At 75.9% G+C, this 19,690-nt stretch carries 17 protein-coding genes; 8 read left to right on the top strand and 9 right to left on the bottom strand.

Features of this window, described 5'->3' with window-relative positions; translation table 11 throughout:
- Positions 1–34 precede the first annotated feature (34 nt).
- Positions 35–1,495: a benzaldehyde dehydrogenase gene (locus tag ACJTNH_RS03245; RefSeq protein ID WP_458172835.1), complete on the top strand. Its 1,461-nt coding sequence runs from the start codon at positions 35–37 to the stop codon at positions 1,493–1,495.
- Positions 1,496–1,562: 67 nt separating this feature from the next.
- Here ACJTNH_RS03245 and ACJTNH_RS03240 read toward each other — a convergent pair whose 3' ends face one another.
- Positions 1,563–2,966 carry an NAD(P)/FAD-dependent oxidoreductase gene (locus ACJTNH_RS03240; protein ID WP_458172834.1) on the bottom strand — a complete coding sequence of 468 codons (1,404 nt, stop codon included), beginning with the start codon at positions 2,964–2,966 and terminating at the stop codon, positions 1,563–1,565.
- 102 nt (positions 2,967–3,068) lie between these two features.
- Here ACJTNH_RS03240 and ACJTNH_RS03235 point away from each other — a divergent pair, with 102 nt between their 5' ends.
- The gene (locus ACJTNH_RS03235; RefSeq protein WP_458172833.1) at positions 3,069–3,740 is read left to right on the top strand and encodes an alpha/beta fold hydrolase; all 672 of its coding nucleotides are present in this window, start codon (positions 3,069–3,071) and stop codon (positions 3,738–3,740) included.
- 44 nt (positions 3,741–3,784) lie between these two features.
- Here the strand turns inward: ACJTNH_RS03235 and ACJTNH_RS03230 are convergent, their stop codons facing one another.
- The 4 genes from ACJTNH_RS03230 to ACJTNH_RS03215 form a co-directional block, all read right to left on the bottom strand.
- Positions 3,785–4,336, bottom strand: a complete 552-nt coding sequence (locus ACJTNH_RS03230; protein WP_458172832.1) for a hypothetical protein — start codon at positions 4,334–4,336, stop codon at positions 3,785–3,787.
- 155 nt (positions 4,337–4,491) lie between these two features.
- Entirely contained in the window at positions 4,492–6,213 is a 1,722-nt protein-coding gene (locus ACJTNH_RS03225) for a DEAD/DEAH box helicase (RefSeq protein WP_458172831.1), read from the bottom strand.
- Positions 6,214–6,463: 250 nt separating this feature from the next.
- Positions 6,464–6,982 (bottom strand): DUF421 domain-containing protein, encoded by a 519-nt coding sequence (locus ACJTNH_RS03220; protein ID WP_458172830.1) that lies wholly within the window; start codon positions 6,980–6,982, stop codon positions 6,464–6,466.
- Positions 6,983–7,076: 94 nt separating this feature from the next.
- Complete coding sequence (locus ACJTNH_RS03215) at positions 7,077–8,591, bottom strand: aldehyde dehydrogenase family protein (protein ID WP_458172829.1); 1,515 nt, start codon at positions 8,589–8,591, stop codon at positions 7,077–7,079.
- Between the two features lie 443 nt (positions 8,592–9,034).
- On the opposite strand from ACJTNH_RS03215, the gene ACJTNH_RS03210 reads away from it, so the two are divergent.
- Together ACJTNH_RS03210 and ACJTNH_RS03205 are read left to right on the top strand one after the other, a co-directional pair.
- The gene (locus ACJTNH_RS03210; RefSeq protein ID WP_458172828.1) at positions 9,035–10,237 is read left to right on the top strand and encodes a DUF222 domain-containing protein; all 1,203 of its coding nucleotides are present in this window, start codon (positions 9,035–9,037) and stop codon (positions 10,235–10,237) included.
- A gap of 259 nt (positions 10,238–10,496) precedes the next feature.
- Positions 10,497–13,457 carry a sacsin N-terminal ATP-binding-like domain-containing protein gene (locus tag ACJTNH_RS03205; protein ID WP_458172827.1) on the top strand — a complete coding sequence of 987 codons (2,961 nt, stop codon included), beginning with the start codon at positions 10,497–10,499 and terminating at the stop codon, positions 13,455–13,457.
- 12 nt (positions 13,458–13,469) lie between these two features.
- Here the strand turns inward: ACJTNH_RS03205 and ACJTNH_RS03200 are convergent, their stop codons facing one another.
- Entirely contained in the window at positions 13,470–13,850 is a 381-nt protein-coding gene (locus tag ACJTNH_RS03200; protein WP_458172826.1) for a hypothetical protein, read from the bottom strand.
- 222 nt (positions 13,851–14,072) lie between these two features.
- On the bottom strand, positions 14,073–14,396 hold the full coding sequence (locus tag ACJTNH_RS03195; RefSeq protein WP_458172825.1) for a hypothetical protein: 324 nt from the start codon (positions 14,394–14,396) through the stop codon (positions 14,073–14,075).
- 270 nt (positions 14,397–14,666) lie between these two features.
- Here ACJTNH_RS03195 and ACJTNH_RS03190 point away from each other — a divergent pair, with 270 nt between their 5' ends.
- From ACJTNH_RS03190 to ACJTNH_RS03180, 3 genes are read left to right on the top strand one after another with little or no spacing between them, the layout of a single operon-like run.
- Positions 14,667–15,017, top strand: coding sequence for an STAS domain-containing protein (locus tag ACJTNH_RS03190; protein ID WP_458172824.1), 351 nt, complete (start codon positions 14,667–14,669; stop codon positions 15,015–15,017).
- Between the two features lie 56 nt (positions 15,018–15,073).
- On the top strand, positions 15,074–16,018 hold the full coding sequence (locus ACJTNH_RS03185; protein WP_458172823.1) for an alpha/beta hydrolase: 945 nt from the start codon (positions 15,074–15,076) through the stop codon (positions 16,016–16,018).
- Between the two features lie 55 nt (positions 16,019–16,073).
- Positions 16,074–16,469: a GNAT family N-acetyltransferase gene (locus tag ACJTNH_RS03180; protein WP_458172822.1), complete on the top strand. Its 396-nt coding sequence runs from the start codon at positions 16,074–16,076 to the stop codon at positions 16,467–16,469.
- Between the two features lie 41 nt (positions 16,470–16,510).
- Here ACJTNH_RS03180 and ACJTNH_RS03175 read toward each other — a convergent pair whose 3' ends face one another.
- The gene (locus ACJTNH_RS03175) at positions 16,511–17,374 is read right to left on the bottom strand and encodes a DUF1206 domain-containing protein (protein WP_458172821.1); all 864 of its coding nucleotides are present in this window, start codon (positions 17,372–17,374) and stop codon (positions 16,511–16,513) included.
- 64 nt (positions 17,375–17,438) lie between these two features.
- On the bottom strand, positions 17,439–18,275 hold the full coding sequence (locus ACJTNH_RS03170) for a DUF1206 domain-containing protein (protein ID WP_458172820.1): 837 nt from the start codon (positions 18,273–18,275) through the stop codon (positions 17,439–17,441).
- Between the two features lie 125 nt (positions 18,276–18,400).
- Between ACJTNH_RS03170 and ACJTNH_RS03165 the strand changes: the two genes are divergently transcribed.
- Positions 18,401–19,033, top strand: a complete 633-nt coding sequence (locus tag ACJTNH_RS03165; RefSeq protein WP_458172819.1) for a hypothetical protein — start codon at positions 18,401–18,403, stop codon at positions 19,031–19,033.
- The last annotated feature ends 657 nt before the right edge of the window (positions 19,034–19,690 follow it).

The following is a 19,690-nucleotide window of genomic DNA, read 5'->3' as shown; positions in this document are numbered from 1 at the left end:
CTCACCGGAGCTCACCGACGAGACGAGGGGACACATGGCACTGCTCGAGGACGGCGCGTGGCAGGGCAAGGTCTGGACCGGGTCGTGGTCCGACGGCAGCGGGGGCACCTACACCGCCGTCGAGCCGGCCACCGGCGCCGAGCTGGGTGGGGTCGGCAGGGCCACCCCCGCCGACGTGGCCGAGGCCGGTCTGCGCGCCGCCGCGGCGCAGCGGGAGTGGGCGGCGCTGCCGTTCGAGCGGCGCGCCGCCGTGCTCCGCCGGGCCGGCGACCTGCTGACCGAGCACGCGCAGGAGGTCAAGGAGTGGCTGGCCCGGGAGTCCGGCGCCATCCAGCCCTTCGGCGACTTCCAGGTGCACACCTCGGCGCAGGAGTGCTACGAGGCCTCGGCGTTGCCCAGTCACCCCTACGGCGAGCTGCTGCGCACCGGGTCGCCCCGGCTCTCCTTCTCCCGCCGGGTGCCGGCCGGCGTGGTCGGCGTCATCGCGCCGTTCAACGTGCCGACGATCCTGGCGATCCGGGCCATCGCCCCGGCGCTCGCCCTGGGCAACGCCGTCGTCCTCAAGCCCGACCCGCGCACCGCCATCTGCGGCGGCGCCGTCTTCGCCCGGGTCTTCGAGGAGGCGGGCGTGCCGGCGGGGGTGTTCCAGGTGCTGCCCGGCGGCGCCGACGTCGGCGAGGCGCTGGTCACCGACCCGTCGGTGCGGGTGATCGCGTTCACCGGCTCGACCCGGGCCGGCCGCGCCGTGGGTGCGCTGGCGGGGCAGCACCTGAAGCGGGCGCACCTGGAGCTGGGTGGCAACTCCGCGCTCATCGTCATGCCCGACGTCGACGTCACCGCGGCCGCCTCGGTCGGGGCCTGGGGCACCTTCGCCCACTCGGGGCAGATCTGCATGGCCACCAGCCGGCACCTGGTGCACGCCTCGATCGCCGAGGAGTACACCGCCGTCCTGGCCGGGAAGGTCGAGCACCTGCCGGTCGGCGACCCGTTCCGGGAGCAGGTGGCCCTCGGCCCGCTGATCGACGCCGGCCAGCGGGACCGGGTGCACGAGCTGGTCACCAGCAGCGTCGGCGGGGGCGCGACGGTGCGCACCGGCGGCACCTTCGAGGGGCTGTTCTACCGGCCGACCGTGCTCGGCGACGTCCCGGTCGACGCGCCGGCCTACGAGCAGGAGATCTTCGGCCCGGTGGCCCCGGTGACGCCGTTCTCCTCGGTCGACGAGGTCGCGGCCCTGGCCGCCGGCACCGAGTACGGCCTCTCGCTGGGCATCCTGACCCGGGACGTGCACGCCGGGCTGCAGCTGGCCGAGCGCATCCCGGCCGGGCTGGTGCACATCAACGACCAGACGGTCAACGACGAGGCGGTCGCCCCGTTCGGCGGCGTCGGCGCCTCGGGCACCGGCTCCCGGCACGGCGGGGTGCAGGCCAACATCGAGGCGTTCACCGAGACCCAGTGGGTCACGCTGCGCGGCGACCTGCCCAGCTACCCGTTCTGAGCCCGACACGGCGACGGCCCGGCCCCCGCGAGCTGCGGGGACCGGGCCGTCGTGGTGGTGCGGTGCGTCAGGCGGACTCGCGCCCGGTGACGTCGACCGGCTCGCCGAGGTGCCGCTTGCCACCGGTCTTCGAGACCTCGAAGTCCGAGCCGAGCTCCTCCAGCGCCAGCCGGCCGTAGACCTGCTGCTGGGTGGCCGTGCGCTGCCCACGGCCACGGCCGAGGAAGCTCACCGCCCAGCCGAGCACCGTGGTGAACCGGCTCTTGAAGCCCACGACGTACACGACGTGCACGACCAGCCACAGCACCCAGGCCAGGAAACCGGTCAGCTTGATCTTGCCGAGGTCGGCCACGGCGGAGAACCGGGCGACCGTCGCCATGCTGCCCTTGTCGTGGTACTTGAACTCCGGCTTCGTCGGCCGGCCGGCGACGCGCGCCTTGACCGCGTCGGCGGCGAAGCGGCCACCCTGGATGGCGACCTGGGCGACACCGGGGAGCCGGTCCAGCGACATCATGTCGCCGACGACGTGCACCTCGGGGTGCCCGGGCAGGGTCAGGTCCGGCTCGACGGAGACCCGGCCGGCGCGGTCGACCGCGGCGCCGGACTGCTCGCCGAGGACCTTGCCCAGCGGGCTCGCCTGGACGCCCGCCGCCCAGATCTTGGTGGCCGAGTGGATCCGGCGCTCGTGGCCCTCGCCGTCCTTGACGACGATGCCGTCGGCGTCGACGTTGGTGACCATCGCGCCCAGCTGGACCTCGACGCCGATCTCGTTGAGCCGCTTGTGCGCGTTCTGGCCGAGCGAGTCGACGAACGGCGGCAGCACCTTGGGCGCGGCGTCGAGCAGGATCACCCGGGCGCTGGTCGGGTCGATCCGCCGGAAGTCCTTGCGCAGGGTGCGGCGGGCCAGCTCGGCGATCTGCCCGGCCATCTCCACGCCGGTCGGGCCGGCGCCGACGACCACGAAGGTCAGCAGCCGGTCGATCTCGGCGGGGTCGGTGGCCAGCTCGGCGAGCTCGAAGGCGCCGAAGATCCGGCCGCGCAGCTCGAGGGCGTCGTCGATGCTCTTCATGCCCGGGGCGAACTCGGCGAACTGGTCGTTGCCGAAGTAGGACTGCCCCGCGCCGGCGGCGACGATCAGCTCGTCGTACTCGTGCACCGTGGTGCGGCCGAGCACGGTCGAGGTGACGGTGCGGGCGGCCAGGTCGATGTCGGTGACCTCACCGAGCACCACGCGGGCGTTGTCCTGGTCCTTCAGGATCTGCCGGGTGGCCGGGGCGATCTCGCCCTCGGAGAGGATGCCGGTGGCCACTTGGTAGAGCAGCGGCTGGAAGAGGTGGTGGGACGTCTTCGCGACCAGGGTGATGTCGACCGGGGCCTTCTTCAGGCGCTGGGCGGCGAAGAGACCGCCGAACCCGGACCCGACGATGACCACCCGGGGCCGACGTCCGGTGGACTGGGTTGCGGTGGTCACGGTGCCTCCTGATGTCGTCATGATGACTCATCCTCCCACTACTGCTCTGGATCTTCCGGCCGCCCTCCGCTGCGGGGCGTCGTCGTCCCGGACACAGTCGGCATGAAGGAGAGCAGCCTGGAGGCGAACGGTGTTCCTGAACTCGTGTGCGTCCCGGGTCTCGGTCTCGACGACCGCTCCTGGGCGCGGGTCCGGCGGCGTGCCGGCGGGGCCGTCGTGCGGCTGCCGGGCATGGGGGAGCGCGGTCGCATCGGCACGGTGGCCGAGCTGGCCGACCGGCTGACCGCAGCGCTCGGACCCGGGCCCGTCGTGCTGGCGGGGCACTCGCAGAGCTGCCAGGTGGTGGTCGCCGTGGCCGAGCGCGACCCGCGGGTGGTGGGGGTGCTGCTGCTCGGCCCGACCACCGACCCGAGACTGCGCCGGGTGCGCGTGCTGGCCGGCCGGTGGCTGCGCACCGCGCTGTGCGAGCAGTGGTGGCAGGCCCCGCTCATCGTCGGGCAGTGGCTGCGCACCGGGCCGCCGGCGATGACCCGGCTCTGGCGGCGCGCCTCGCCGGACCGGATCGACGAGCGGCTGCGCCGGGTGGCGGTGCCGGTGCTCGTCGTCCGCGGGGCCCGGGACGCGCTGTGCGGTCACGACTGGGCGGCGCACCTGGTCGCCTGCGCCCCGCGCGGCCGGCTGGTCGAGCTGGCCGGCGCGGCGCACATGCTCCCGATGACCCGCCCGGACGACGTCGCGGGACTCGCCCTCGACCTCAGCCGGTCGGTGCGCTGAGCCGCCCGTGATCTGAGCCGGCTCGCGCCGGCCCAGGCCGTCGATCAGGCGGCGACGGCCTCGCGGGCCCGGGAGACGGCCTTGCCGGCGACGGAGAGCTTCGCGGCGTCCTTGGCCGCCTTCCGGGTGGCCTTGCGGCTGGCGCGGGAGGGCTTGCGGGTGCCGATGCGTGCCTCGCGGCCGACCAGCCCCTGGGTGATCAGGCCGAGGCCGATGCCGAGCATCCAGACGTCCTTGGCGATCGGCAGCCCGTCCTGGGTCGGGGCGACGCTCTTGCCGGGCTTCGTCATCCCCGGCGTGCGCAGGTACAGGCCCAGCAGCCCGGCGGAGAAGCCGGTGAGTGCGGCGCCCGCGACCACGCCGGGCACCAGCGGGGTCAGCAGCAGGGCGCCGACGGTGATCTCGGCGGTCGACAGCCCCTTGGCGAAGGTGGTCGCCGGCACCTTCTTCAGCACCGGGTATGTGCCGGCGGCGAAGCCGTGCAGGCCGGCGGCGGTCTCGGCGTCGGCGCCGCGCTTGCCGAGCCCGGAGTTCAGGATGAACGCGCCGGTGGCGATGCGCGGGGCGATCTCGCTGGGGGTGATGGGCAGGCGCATGGGTGGACCTCACTCGCGACGGGGGATGCTGCAGTGCTCAACATCATCGTCGCCGTCCGGCCGTCGTGCCGCGACCGGGGGCCGGGAACGCGACCGGGCCGGTGGTGGTCGTCCGTGCAGGACGGCCACCACCGGCCCGGCGTGGTCGGCTGAGGTCAGCGGCCGCTGCGACCGCGGCCCCGGCCGGCGCCGCTGGGCGCCTGGCCGGCGCGCGCGGCCAGCTCGGCGCGGGTGCGCGCCGGGCCCGCCGACCGGGTCTGGCCGCCACGACCGGAACCGCCGGACGACGACTGCCCGGTCGACGCCGAGGCGCCACCGCCACCGCCACCGCCACCGCCGGAGCGGCGACGGCGACCGCCGCCGGTGCCCTGCGGCTGCGGCGCCGGGGCCGGGGCCGGCTCGACGTACGGAGCAGCCGGACCGGTCAGCGCGGTGATCTCCCGGGCGCCGGGCTTGATCGCCGAGACCTCCGGGGTGATCCCGGCCTGGCGGGCCAGGGTGCGCACCTCGGCGGCCTGGTCGGGGGTGGCGATGGTGACCACGGTGCCACCGGCACCGGCGCGGGCGGTGCGGCCCGAGCGGTGCAGGTAGGCCTTGTGCTCGGCCGGCGGGTCGACGTGCACGACGATCGACACGTCGTCCACGTGGATGCCGCGGGCGGCGATGTCCGTCGCGCACAGCACCCGGGTCTCACCGGAGCTGAACGCCTCGAGGTTGCGCTCGCGGGCGTTCTGGCTCAGGTTGCCGTGCAGGTCGACGGCGGGCACCCCGGCGGCGGTCAGCTGCTTGGCCAGCTTCTTGGCCTGGTGCTTGGTGCGGGTGAACAGCACGCTGCGGCCCAGGCCCGAGGCCAGCTGCTTGACGATCTCGCCCTTGTCGGCGGGGTCGACCCGGAACACGTGGTGGGTCATCGTCGAGACCGGCGCGACGGCCGGGTCGACCGAGTGCGTGGTCGGGCTGGACAGGTACCGCTTGACCAGCACGTCGACGCCGTTGTCCAGGGTGGCGGAGAACAGCAGGCGCTGGCCGACCTTCGGGGTGCGGTCCAGCAGTCGCTTGACGCCGGGCAGGAAGCCCAGGTCGGCCATGTGGTCGGCCTCGTCGAGGATGGTGATCTCGACCGCGCCGAGGTCGGCGTGACCCTGACCGATCAGGTCCTCCAGCCGGCCGGGGCAGGCGATGAGCACGTCGACGCCGGCGGCGAGCGCCTGCACCTGCGGGTTCTGCCCGACGCCGCCGAAGACGACGGTCGAGCGCATGCCCAGCGCCCGGGCGAGCGGGTCGACGACGGCGTTGACCTGGTTGGCCAGCTCGCGGGTCGGCACCAGGACCAGGGCGCGGGGGCGCTTGGGCTGGCGCTTGCTGCTGGAGCCGGCGAGCCGGGCGACCAGCGGGAGGCTGAAGGCCAGCGTCTTGCCCGAGCCGGTGCGCCCGCGGCCGAGCACGTCACGCCCGGCGAGGGTGTCCGGCAGCGTGGCGACCTGGATCGGGAACGGCGCGGTGATGCCGCTGGCGGTGAGCACCTCGACCAGCGGAGCGGGCACGCCCAGCTCGGCGAAGGTGGTGTCGGTGGGCAGCACGGTGGCGACGTCGCCGGCCGGCACGACCGGGGCGACCGGCACGGCCTCCTGCGCGCGGGACGCCTCACGCGCGGCGGGCTGCTGACCCTCGGGGCGGGGGCCGGTGCCGCGGCCCCGGCCGCCACGGCGGCGACGTCCCTCGGAGCCGCCCTCGGCGGGCGAACCGGACGGCGCGGTGGGGGCACGGAAGGCGGGGGAGCCGGTGCTCGCCGACGGGGCGGCGGCCGGGCGGGTGGCGCGACGGCGCGCGCGGTCGGCGCCGTCGTTCTGGGCAGGGCTGGACGGGCTGGAAGTCATCTGGTGGTCCTCAACACTCCGGTGGCCACCGTTCGTCCACCGGGTGCGGGGCCGCCACGATGGGGCCGCGTCGCTCTCCGGGTCGGACGTCGGGTCGCCGGCGCGCCTCGGTGGCGCAGCCTCGCGCCGACGTCGAGTCCACCTGCTCTCGGATGAGCGGGGGGCGGCGCCGGTGCCCTCACTCTGCCAGACGTGCCCGGTCACCGGGCGCATCCGGAGGAGGGACTGATCACATCGAGCGGCGGGCTGTTCAGGACGCCGGAGGCTCGGTGGAGCTGTCCCGGTGCTCGGCAGGGGAGGTGAGCACGGAGATCCCGCCCTTGGACTCGAACACCGCCAGGTGTACCTGGCTGACGTCGGAGATCCCCTGCTGGCGGAGCAGGGCGCCCAGGTCGGCGTCGAGCAGGCCGGCCCGGCGCAGCCGCCGGTGGTCGACCTCGCCGTCCCGCACGAGCACGTGCACCGATGGGTCGATCGCCCGGTGCACCCAGGGGAGGAGCCGCAGCCGGCTGACCGCGGTGTGCACGAGGGCCAGCGCGATCAGGGCGACCGCACCGGTCGACCACGGCGTCTGGGCCGACGTCGCGGTGCGGCCCACGATGGCGCCGACCGCCACCGCGACGATGAAGTCGTAAGGGGTCATCTGGCCGACGGTGCGGCGTTCGCTGAACCGGAGGACGACCAGCGCGGTCACGAACATGAGCGCGGCTTTGAGGGCGGCGTGCCCGGTGGCGGACAGGTCACCGAAGAGGACGTCGGAGAGGGGCATGCACCGGCCATGCCCCCGACCCCCCGCAGGGATGTCCGGGTGTGACGTTCCCCCCGTCAGCCCGCTGGCCTTCGCGCTCCGACCATGGGCCGGCTCACCGGCGGCGGCCGTGCCGCAGGCGGGTGACCCGGGCCAGCGCGTCGACGGCGCCGACCGGACGGGTGAAGCTCATCGGGTTGACCGGCAACGCGAACCGCAGACGGGTGATCGCCTTGGCCCGGGTGAACTCGCGCAGCCCGTCCTCCCCGTGGATCCGGCCGAAGCCGCTCTCGCCGACCCCGCCGAAGGGCAGCGCGGGCACCGAGGCGAAGGTGATCACCGAGTTGATCGCGGTCATCCCGCTGCGCATCCGCCGGGCCAGGCTCATCGCCCGCGCCGGGGACCCGCTGAACACCGAGCCGCCCAGGCCCATGGCCGAGTCGTTGGCGCGCTGCAGGGCCTCCTCGACGTCGGCGACCCGGGAGATGGTCAGCGTCGGCCCGAACGTCTCCTCGCGGACGGCGGCGGAGTGCTCCGGGACGTCGAGCAGCACGGTCGGGGCGACGACGCCGCCGTCCACCGTGCCGCCGGTCGCGATCGTGCCGCCGGCGGCCACGGCGTCGTCCAGGTGCCGACGGACGACGTCGGCCTGGGCGGCCATGGTCATCGGGCCGTAGGTGGCCCGCGGGTGCGAGCCCGGGCGCAGGTCGCCGACCCGGGCGGTGACCTCGGCGACGAAGCGGTCGTAGACGGCGCTGGTGGCGTAGACCCGCTCGATGCCGATGCAGGTCTGCCCGGCGTTGCTCATCCCGCCCCAGACCGCGGCGTCGGCGGCGGCGGCCACGTCGGCGTCGTCGTCGACGATCATCGCGTCCTTGCCGCCGAGCTCCATGAGGACGGGCGTGAGCGTCTCGGCACAGGCGGCCATCACCTTCCGGCCGGTGGCGGCCGAGCCGGTGAAGGCGAGCTTGCCGACGCCGGACCGGCACAGCGCCGCGCCGGTCTCCCCGAACCCGGTGACCAGCCCGAACGCGTCCGCGACGTCGGGGACGGCGGCCCGCCAGGCCTCGGCCAGCCACGCGCCGACGGCCGGGGTGAACTCGCTGGGCTTGAAGACGACGGCGTTGCCCGCGGCCAGCGCGTAGGCGATGGAGCCCATCGGGGTGAAGACCGGGTAGTTCCACGGACCGATCACGCCGACCACGCCGAGCGGCTGGTACTCCAGGTACGCGGCCTGGTTGGCAGCCAGCAGCCCCGGGCGCACACGGCGGGGGCCGAGGGTCTTCCGCGCGTGCGCGGCCGCCCAGGCCAGGTGGTCGATGGCGAGGGTGACCTCCAGGGCGGCGTCGTCGTGCGGCTTGCCGTTCTCCCGGTGCACCAGGTCGGCCAGCTCGTCGATCCGCCGGGCCAGGTGGCCGCGGTAGGCGGCCAGCCGCAGCGCCCGCTCCGCGAAGCCGAGGGCTGCCCACCGCTCGGCGGCCGGCCGCGCCCGCTCGACGACGGCGCGGACGGCGTCGCCGTCGTGCACCGGGAAGACCGCGACGACGGCGCCGGTGGCCGGGTTCGTCGACTCGAAGGTCCCGGCGGTGTCGCGGCCGACGGCGCTGTCCAACTCCTCGCTGAGTGGCATGTGACGGAGGTTACCCACGGGTACCCGATGTCCGACCGGTCGCTCGTTCCGACCGGCTGCTCGTTCGACCGGCTGCGTGGTGGGTGGCCAGCCCGAGCAGCGTCCACGGTGGACCCGTGGCCCACCGCTCCTGACGCGTCACTCCACAGGCGCCGTTCCTCCCGTGCCGTTCCTGAGTCGCCCCTCCCGGCGGGGTCTGCACCGGCGCCCACGCTGGGGGTCGGCGCCCTGAGGGGTGTGTCCGGCTCGGCGGGCAGTCGACTCCCCGCCCCGGTGGACTCGCTGCGCCGCTGTGTCGCTGCGCCGCTCCGTCGTCGTGGCCGAGCGGTCGTCAAGGGGGTGTTGCGATGTGTGGACAAGGTCCTGACCTGCTGTTTCGCGTTGTGTGGTCGCCCCGACGGCGGTAGACTTCGTACACGTGTTCGAACCGGTCGGGAGGTGTCGTGAGCGAGTTGATGTCGGCTCTGGACGCCCTGGCCGCGGACGATCTGCACGGCCTGACCGAGGGTGCGGTGCTGGACCGGACGGCGTTGCTGGTGGCGGTGCAGAACCGGGTGGCGGCGGAGCTGACCCGCACGGTGCGGCACGGGGAGCTCACCCAGGCTGCCGAGCACGACGGGTTGAAGTCGATGCGGTCGTGGCTGATCGGGCACGCGCGGCTGTCGGCGAACGACGCGTCGCGGGTGGTGCGGTCGGGGCGGGCGTTGGAGCACTTCCCGGCGCTGGCGGCGGGGTTCGCCGACGGGTCGGTGACCGCGGCGCAGATGGACGTCGTTGCCACGGCGGTGGGGGAGCCGGAGCGAGCGCGGGCGGCCGAGCGGGACGTGGACCTGGGTGCGTTCGATCGGGTGTGGGCGCAGGTGGCGGTGGGGTCACCGCACCAGTCGCTGGCGGTGGCGGTGCGGGCCTTCGAGGACGCGTTGGACCCCGATGGTGTCGAGCCCGATCCGACTGAGGGCAGGCGGCTGACGATCGCGAAGCACGCTGACGGCAGCATCACGGGTCGGTTCGACCTGGATGCGGTGGGTGGCGAGAAGGTGCAGGCGGCGATCGAGTCGATCGTGCAGGCCGACCGCCCCAAGGGCGATGAGCGCACCCGTGCGCAGCAGAACGCCGATGCGCTCGTGCAGCTGTGTGACAACCAGCTGGCCTCGGGCGACCTGCCGATCCTGCGGACGGTCAAGCCGCACGTCGTCGTCGGTGTCGACCTCGACGACCTGGTCGACCCGGCCACGGGGGCCGGTGCAGCCGATCTGGGGTTCGGGGCGACGATCTCCTCCGCTCGTGCTCGCTGGGTGGCATGCGATGCCAGCATCTCTCGCATCGTGATGGGCCCCGACGGCACGCCGTTGGACCTGGGCCGGGACCACCGGGTGGTCACCCCGGGCCTGCGCAAGGCGGTGGAGCGGCGGGACAAGAGCTGCGTGTTCGCCGGCTGCGGGGCTCCGTCGTGGTGGTGCGACGTGCACCACCTCATCCACTGGCTGCACGGCGGTGAGACCAACCTCGAGAACTCAGCGCTCCTCTGCGAACGGCACCACACCAAGGTCCACCACGGGTTCCGGGTCCAGCGAGATCCCGGCGGGCGATGGCGCACCTGGCGACCCGACGGCACCGAGATCCTCGTCGGCCCGCTGATCCAGTAGGCGCTCCACGCTCGCCGTGCTGCCGTGCTGCCGTGCTGCCGTGCTGCCGTGCCGTCGTGTCGTCGTGCCGTCGTGCCGTCGTGCCGTCGTGCCGTCGTGCCGTCGTGCCGTCGTGCCGTCGTGCCGTCGTGCTGGCGTGCTGGCGTGCTGTCGGGTCGTCGTGTGGCCGTGACGCCGACCGGGTCGGCGGTTGCCTGGGGCAGGGACGGTGAGCGCCTGGGTCCCGTCGCCGCCGTCCGAGCTGGGGCATGCTGCGCGGATGGTCGATCCCGCCGAGCTGCGCCGCCGCGTCCTCGCTGCCTGGACCGACTCCCCGGCCCGCTTCCGGGAGGACGCCAACGCCGAGGAGGACCTGGTCCGCGGTGGCTACCGTGACCGGCTGCTGGTCGAGCTGGCGCAGAACGCCGCCGACGCCGCGGCCCGGGGCGGGGTGCCCGGCCACCTGCGGCTGGAGCTGACCGGCGGCACGCTCCGTGCCGCGAACACCGGCGCACCGCTGGACGAGGACGGGGTGCAGGCGCTGGCCACCCTCCGGGCCAGCGCGAAGCGGGACAGCTCGGCGAGCGTCGGCCGCTTCGGCGTCGGTTTCGCCGCCGTCCTCGCCGTCAGCGACGAGCCCGCCGTGGTCTCCACGGACCGGTCGGTGCGGTTCAGCGCCGCCGACACCCGCGCCGCGGTCGCCCACGTCCCCGCGCTGGCGACCGAGCTGGCCCGCCGGGGCGGTGGTGTGCCGGTGCTGCGACTGCCCTTCGCCGCGGACGGCCGCCCACCGGCCGGGTTCGTCACCGAGGTGGTCCTGCCACTCCGCGACGACGCGCGCGACCGGGTCCGCACGGCGCTCGCCGCACTCGACGCCGACCTGCTGCTGGCGCTGCCCGCGCTCGACCGGGTCGACGTCGTCCTGGACGGCGGCACCCGCACCCTCACCGCCGAGCGGGACGGCGCCGAGGTGCGTCTGCACGACGGTGAGCGGACGGCGACCTGGCGCGTCGTCCAGCGGTCCGGCGAGCTGCCGGCGGAGCTGTTCGCCGACCGGCCGGTGGAGGAGCGCGACCGGCGCGGCTACACCGTCATCTGGGCGGTGCCCAACCCCGACGGCGTCCTGGACCCGCTGCCGGGTCGGCAGGTGCTGCACGCGCCCACCCCCAGCGACGAGCCGCTCTCGCTGCCGGCCCGGCTGATCGCGCCCTTTCCGCTGGGCCCCGACCGACGGCACGTCGCGCCCGGGCCGGTCACCGACGCGCTGGTCGAGGTGGCCGCCGACGCCTACCTCCAGCTGCTTCCCGACCAGCCCGCCGACCCCGCGCTGCTGCGGCTGGTCCCCGCGGTAGGCCTCGCCGCCGCCGAGCTGGACGCGGCCCTCTGCCGGGCGGTGCTCCAGCGGCTGCGGCACCACGCCTGGCTGCCGGCCGCCGACCCGGAGGAGCCGCCGCTGCGGCCGGACCAGGCCGTGGCCCTCGACGACCCCACCGAGCAGCGGGTGGTCGCGCTGGTCGGCGTGCTGCCCGGGCTCCTGCCCGCCGACTGGTCCCGGCGCTCGGACGCCCGGGTGCTCGGCGCGCTCGGCGTCCGGCGTGCCGGGCTGGCCGAGGTGGTCGAGGCCGTCCGCGGCGTGCGGCGCCCGGCGGAGTGGTGGGCCGGCCTCTACGCGGCCCTGGACGGCGCAGACCGCGACGAGCTGGGCGCTCTCCCGGTGCCGCTGGCCGACGGCCGGGTCGCCCAGAGCCCCGCGGGCGTGCTGCTGGCCGAGCCGGAGCTGCCCGCGGTCCGGCTCGCTCCGCTCGGGCTGCGGATCGCCGACCCGGTGGCGGCGGCCGGAACGGCGCGCCGGGTGCTCGAACGGCTCGGTGCCCGGCCGGCGACGGCCGCCGCGGTGCTCGCCGACCCCGACGTGCGGGCCGCGGTGGAGAGCTCACTGGACCGCGCCGACGACGGGGAGGACGTGGAGCAGCTGGCCGACGCCGTCCTGACGCTCGTCGCGGCGGCCGACCCGGCGCCGGGGGAGCTGCCGTGGCTGGCCGAGCTCGCGCTCCCAGACGACGACGGCGGGTGGGCACCGGCCGGCGAGCTGGTGCGCCCGGGGTCGCCGCTGGCCGACGTGCTCCGACCCGGTGCGCTCGGCGCGCTGGACCCGGAGTTCGCCCGGGCGTACGAGGCACGGGCGCTGCGCGCGGTGGGGGTGCTGGACACCTTCGCGCTGCTGTCCGCCGACGACACCGACGAGCTGGACGTCGACCGCGTGGAGGAGTGGGTGGACGCCGTCCTGGACCGGTTGCCGGTCGACGCGCCCCCACCGACCTGGCCACCGCTCACCGCTGTCCGAGACCTGGAGCTGGTGCGTGACTGGGAGCGGGCGCTGCCGCTGCTGGCGGCGCTGCCCGCCGCGGCCCGGGCCGACGTCGACCTCGGGGGCGTCACCGCCCCGGGCTACCTGCGCTGGTGGCTCCGTACGTCGCCGGTGCTGCGCGGTGACCGGCCGGACCGGCTCCGCGCCGCTGATGGGGTCGAGTTACAGGGACTGTACGAACCGGTCGGTGACCTGGCGCCTGAGCTGCTGGACCTGCTGCGCCCACCGGCCACCGTGGCCGACGTCGTGGCCGACGTCGAGGGCGCCATCGACCTGCTCGACCGGCTCGGCGACCCGGCGCGCACCGCCTCGCCGGCGGTGCTGCGCACGGTGTACGCCCAGCTCGCGGCGGCACTGGAGGACGTCGAGGTCGACCCGCCGGCCCGCGTGCGGATCGGCCCGACGGAGGTCGTCGCCGACGCCGTCGTGCTCGATGCGCCGTGGTTACAGCCACTGGTGCGAGTGCGCGTGGTGCCGGCCGGTGGCGCCCCGGCGGCGGTCGCCGACCTGCTCGACCTGCCGCTGGCCAGCGAGCAGGTGCGCGCGCGGGTGACCAGCCGGCCGGCCCGCACCGTCCCGTGGCGGGACGTGCCCGGGGCGGGCCTCGCCGCCGCCCGGCTGGGGCTCGCCGAGCTGTCCGGGTCGGTGGCGGTGCACCCGGAGCTCACCGTGACCGGCGGCCGCGCCGTCCCCTGGTGGCCGGGGGAGGACGCGGACGCCGTGGACGGCAGCCCCGGCGCGCTGGGGCGGGCCCTGGCCTGGCGCTGCGGCGCGTGGCCGCAGCGCCAGGCGCTCGCGGAGGCGTTCGCCCATCCGCAGCGCGCGGTGGAGCTCGCCGCCGAGGACGCCGTCAGCCGGCAGTCGGCTCAGTAGCAGCGAGCCGGCTCAGTAGTAGCGCGGGATGGCCTGCGCGCCGGCGGCGTGACCGTGCCGGCTGTCGGCCCGGGGACCGTGCCCGCTCTCGCGTCCACCGGCCCTGGGCGCCTGCTGGTTGGCCAGCCACGCCTCGTGCAGGGAGAGCCAGTGCGCGGCCGTGAGGTCCGCGGCGCGGGACGTGGGCGACAGCCCCTCGGCGTGCAGCCAGCGCACCCCGGCGGTGCCGGGCAGCTGACTGCGCAGGGCCGCTCCGAGCGCGGGACGCCTGCTCGCCCCCGGGGCGGCCAGCACGGCGTGCACCAGCCGGTCGAAGCCCGGGTGGGCGTCCTCCGGCAGCTGTGCGCGGGCATCGCCGGCGGGGCCGGAGAGGGCAGGGGTGGGGCGTGACATGGGGACCTCCAGGAGGGCAGGGGGCAGCCCGCGACGTCGGCGCGGGCGCGCCGGGAACGGGGGAGGAGCGGTCGGCCGGTCACGGACCGGCGGACGGCGGGGCCGGCGGTGCGGCGCCCGGGATCAGCTCAGGAGGTGTGCAGCCGCAGCCGCAGCAGGGTGTCGCCCATGTCGCCGACGGTAGGGACGGCGTCCGGCGCCGTCCACCGCTTTACGGTCAGGTCAGGAACCCGCCCGGTCCTGGGCCCCACGTGCCTTGGCGGCCTGCCGGGCCTGGTGCGCGGCGTACCGCGCGGCGTCCTTCTCCCGCTTGGGGGTGTTCTTCTCCCACTTCGCCTTGCGGCGTGCGGCGCGGGCCTGCTCGCGGGCCTCGAAGTCGGGGTGCTCGGACCAGGTGCTGGACAGCTGGACGACGACCACGGCAGCGCCCCCGAAGATGAGCACCATCGCACCGAGCACCGGGTCCGCGACGAACGCCAGGACGGTCAGCGCCACCCAGGCGAGCCCGGCGACGACGGTCCGCTGCGACAGGGCCGGCTTCGACATGCCGACCAGTATCCGCCCGCTGCCCGGACGGGGAGCGGAGGTGGCGGATCGGACGGGCCACGCCAGGACCGGGGGCGGACACGCCCGCCGCCCCGGTCACCGCCGTCGGCGTGGCAGACCCCGCCACGCCGGGGCCCCTTGTGCGTGATCGTCCGGGTCCCTAACGTCGCGTGTGCGGTTCAACCACCAGCCGCGACCGGGCGCCCGTTCGCCCGGCGCACGAGGCCGGCGGGGCTGCCGTCGGCCGCGATGGGTCTGCCGGAGGTCCAGATGACCGCACTCCCGATCGACATCGACCCGACCCGCATCGACGTACGAGCCGCCACCTCCTCGGCCGGCTGCACGATCACGATCAGCGGCGAGGTCGACTCCGCCACCGCTCCCGGGCTGCGCAACTGCCTGCTCGAGGTGCTGGGGCGCCCGGGCACGGCCAGCGTGGAGGTCGACCTGAGCGGGGTCACCTTCCTCGACTCGGCCGGGCTCTCCGCCCTGGCCACCGCCCACCGCACCGCCGAGGCCGCCGGCCGGCAGCTGCTCATGCGGTGCGGCACCGCGCGCGCCGTGGTCCGCCCGCTGCAGATCACCGGCCTCTGGGACGTCTTCACCGTCGTCGACGCCTGACCCGGGCGCCGCCGGGCGGCCCCCCGACGGGACGGCGGTGGGGCGAGGATGGCCCGATGGACGCCACCGACGCCGTTCCCCCGCAGCTGCACCCCGAGCTCGCCGCCCTGCTGCCGCGGTTGAGCGCCCTGCTGAGCCCGCCGGCCCGAGAGGTCGGGCTGGACGCGGCCCGCGCCCGGTTCGCCGCGCTGCTGGGCGCCGGGCTGGCCGCAGGCCCCGACGTCCCGGCGGAGGACGTGCTCCTGGCCGAGGGGCTGTCCGGCCGGGTGTACCGCCCGGCCGAACCCGGCGGTGCCACCGTGGTCTTCCTGCACGGTGGCGGCTGGACGCTGGGCAGCGTGGGCGACTACGACGGCCTGGCCCGCCGGGTGGCCGCCGGGCTGGCCGCGGTCGTGCTGTCGGTCGAGTACCGGCGCGCGCCCGAGCACCCCTTCCCGGCGGCGATCCAGGACGCGGTCGCCGCCACCCGCTGGGCGCTCGACCACGCCACCGAGCTCGGCGGGGACCCCGGGCGGGTCGCGGTCGCCGGGGACAGCGGCGGCGGCAACCTCGCCGCGGTCGCCTGCCAGCAGCTGCGCGACGCCGGTGGACCGCAGCCGGCGGCGCAGCTGCTGTTCTACCCCAACGTGGCGCGGGGCGCCGACCAGGCGTCGGTCCGCGAGTTCGGGCACCTGCCGTTCCTGACCCTGGCCGACATGGGCTGGTACACCCGCAGCTACGTGCCCCGCGGGACCGACCTCGGCGACCCGCGGATCAGCCCGGCCGAGGGGGACCTCGCCGGGCTGCCGCCGGCCCTGGTGGTCACCGCGGGGGTCGACCCGCTGCGCGACTCCGGCCGGGCCCACGTCGAGGGGCTGCGCGCCGCCGGCACCCCCGCCGAGCTGGTCGAGCTGCCGGACATGCCGCACGGCTTCGCCCACCTGGTCGCACTGTCCCCGGCCGCCGACGCCGCCCTGTCCCGGGTGCTCGACCGCGCCGCCCGGTTCGTGCCCCCCGGGTGACCGGACCCGGGAGAACTCCGGTGCGCACCCGGGCGACGGGACCTACGGTGCGCGGGTGGTCGAGTACTCCTGGCGCGGACCGTTCGCCAACGCCGACGTCAACGCGCTGCACGCCGAGGGCTTCGGGCACCGGCTGCTCGACGACGACTGGGTCGCCCAGGTCGAGCGGTACAGCCTGGGCTGGGTCACCGCGGTCGAGAGCGGCGAGCTGGTCGGGTTCGTGAACGTGGCCTGGGACGGCGGGGTGCACGCCTTCCTGCTCGACACCGTCGTGCGCGCGGACCGGCGGCGGCAGGGCATCGGCCGGGCGCTGGTGGTGGCGGCGGTGGCCGGGGCGCGGCAGAGCGCCTGCGAGTGGCTGCACGTCGACTTCGACGAGCACCTGCGGGGCTTCTACCTGGCCGACTGCGGCTTCACCGCCACCGGCGCCGGCCTGGTCCAGCTCCGCTGACCACCCCGGGGGCAGAGAGGGCCAGCTCTGCCCCGTGGTGGTCAGGTGGCGGGGTCGCGGTCGGGGAAGCGGGCGCGCACCAGCGCGTAGCCGCCGAAGGCGACGAACCCCGCGGCCACCGCGGTGAGCAGCCACTGCCCCGTGGGCACGGCGCCGATCGCGTTCATCGCACCGTCCAGGCCGGTCGCCGTCGACACGTCGCGGGTGGCCGCCGCGTACACCAGCAGTCCGCCGGAGACGGCGAACGCGATGCCCTTGGCGACGTAGCCGACCGCGCCGACCCGCTGGACCAGCGGCTCCCAGCGGTCGGGGGTGGCGTCGAGGTCGACGTCCCGCATGAACGTCCCGGTGACCCCGCGCACCAGCACGTACACCCCGACCGCGGCCACCCCGACGCCCACCGCGCCGACCAGGGTCGAGCCGCCGGGGATCTCCAGCGCGTCGTCGGCCAGCTCCTTGAACCGCTCGTCGGCCTGGTACCGGACGCCGGCGGCGAAGAACAGCGCCGTCCCACCGAGGACCGCGTAGACCACCGCCTTGGCCCCGCACTTCGCGCAGACCACGGCGACCCGCAGCCGGTGCTCGGGGCGCAGCAGCCCGGTCCACCAGCGCAGCACCTCCCCGGCCTGCCACAGCGCCAGCGCCAGCATGCCGAGCCCGATCACCCAGAGCAGCACCTGGCCGCCGGGTGTGTCGGCGACGGTCTGCAGCGCGCCGGTCTGGTCGGCGTCCTCGGTGCCCGGCTGCAGGAACCAGGCGATGCGGAAGGTCAGCCAGCCGATGAGCACGTGCAGGACGCCGTAGGCCACCAGCCCGACGCGGGCCAGGTGCTCGAGCACCGGGTGGTCGGTGACCTCGCGGGCGCGGGTGACCGCGTCGTGCACCCGCTGCGGGACGGCGTTCACCCGGTGATCGTGCCCGAGCCGCTGGTGCGCCGCGCGCCGGTGCGGTGCCCGCCGGGAGCCGCTGTCAGGTGCGCTGCGGAAACCGGGCGCGGAAGAAGCAGAAGACGCCGAACGCCGCGATGCCCAGCGCGACCAGGGTGAGCAGTGCCTGCCCGAACGGGGCGTCGAGCAGGGTGCGCATGGCGCCGTCCAGCCCGCTGGCCTTCTCCGGGTCGAAGGTGACCGCCGCCCAGCCGATGAGGCCGCCCACCACGCCCAGGGCGACGCCCTTCGCCGGGTAGCCGACCTGGCCCAGCCGCTCGATCACCCGGCGCTGCCCGGCGGAGGCGTCGGCGGTGTCGATCTCCTTGAGGAAGCCCTTGGTCAGGCCCTTGTGCACGTGGTAGACGCCGACCCCGAGCAGCACCAGGGCGGCCACCCCGACCAGGTAGCGCCCACCCGGCCAGCCGAACACCCCGGCCACCGTCTGCTCCTCCTGCCCGGAGCTGGACTGCCCGCCGCCGGTCGCGAACCTGATCGCGGTGACGGCGAAGAACACGTAGACCACCGTCTTGGCCACCGCCTTGCCCACCTTGACCAGGGCGTTCTTGCGGGCGTCGCCGGAGCCGCCCAGCGCGCCGCGGTACCGCAGCACGACGGCCAGCTGCCACACGGCCAGCGCCAGCAGGCCGATCGCCAGCACCCACAGCAGGGGCGTGCCGAAGGGCTGGGCGGCGAGGGTGGCCATCGCGCCGGACTGGTCGGCCGAGCCGCCACCGCCTCCCCAGGCCAGCTGCAGCGCCAGCCAGGCGATCAGCAGGTGGACGACGCCGTAGGCGACCAGCCCCACCCGGGCGAGGTGCTCCAGGGCGTCGCTGTCGCCCGCCCGACCCGCTGCCGAGACCGTGCCCGAGGTGCCCATGACCACTTCCTCCTGCCGCCGTGTGCTCGACGATCGCCGGGATGGCGGCGCTCAGCGTGGCACAGCGGGGCCTGCTCCGCCGGGGCAGCCGTGCACCGCGGCGGCGGTGGGGGAGACTGGTCGCCGTGACGAACGCCGTGACCGCCGGCCGGCTGGCCGCGACCGCCCCGACCACCCCGGCGCAGGCCCGGTCGACCTGGCCGCGCATGGCCCTGCTGGGCGCCGTCCTGCTCGTCCTCGCGGTCGTGGCCGTGGTCTGGGGCGGCGTCGGTCCGCGACTGCTGCTGGGCGGGATCGGCGTGCTCGCCGCCGTCCGCGGGGCGACGATGCTGCGCGGCGCCCGCAACGGCCGGTTCGACCGGTCGGGGGCCGTCATCGGTGCGGTCGCGATCTGGCTGGGTGCGGTGCTGCTCGCGGTGGCGCTGCTGTCGGGCACCGCCACCGGGTGGGCGTTCGTGGCCGCCGGGGTGCTGGCGCTGCCGGCGCTGGCCACGGTCTCGGCCGTGCGCCGGGCCGCTGCCCTGACCGGCGCGGCCGCCGTCGCTGCGGCGGCGGTGCTGCTGGCCGCGCTCGGTGGGGTCGACGCGCTGCTGGGCGCCGGCCGGCTGCTGGCGGCGGTGGTCGTGGGCGTGCTCGGGGTGGCCAACCTCGCCGGCGCGCTCGGCCTGGCGCGGATCGCCCGCCGGCCCGCTCCGGCACCGGCGGCCGGCTGCGGCGGTTGCGCCTGCGGGGCCGGCGGCTGCGGCTCGCGCGGCTGACACCGCCCCGCCCACCCCGCGCCGCCCCGCTCCGTCCACCCCGCGCAGCACCTCCCGGAACGGGAACGCACCGCACGGCACCCGGTGCCATCCAGTGGTCTCACCACGGACACCTCCACGTCACGAGGGCGACCTAGCGTCGGTCCCGCGGTGGCGGGTGGCTCCTGCCTGCCGCCTGGACGACGCCGGGGCACCCGGCGGGGCGAGAGGAACCGGACATGCGCACCATCGAACGGACCGTGTGGACCTGCGAGAACTGCAAGCGCACCAACTCCAGCACCCGCAAGCGCTGCGCCGACTGCGGCACCACCCGCGACTGACCGGCACCGCTGTACCTGCGGCCGTGCCCGACGGCGCGCCCGGCCGCGGCACCGGCGCACTCCCGCCTGGACCGATGGGTGACCGGCCCGCCGGGTGGTAACCCGCAGGGCATGGTCGGTCCGGTCCCCGCTCTCCTGATCGACACCGCGGGCCGGGTCGTGGCCCGCCCGCTCGCTGCCCTGGCCCGGGCGCGGGGCGGCAAGCCGATGCACCCCTCCGGCGTCACCTTCCCCGGCCGGCTCGAGCGCACCGGGCTGCGCCGCGCCACGGGCACCGGGTGGCTGGACGGCGCCGGCAGCCACGACGTCGTCGTCCGGATGTCGCGGGGGGCGGGGC

It is taken from the genome of Modestobacter lacusdianchii, assembly GCF_054177765.1.
The sequence above is the reverse complement of the archived record's forward strand: the minus strand, read 5'-3'. Positions and strand labels throughout refer to the sequence as shown.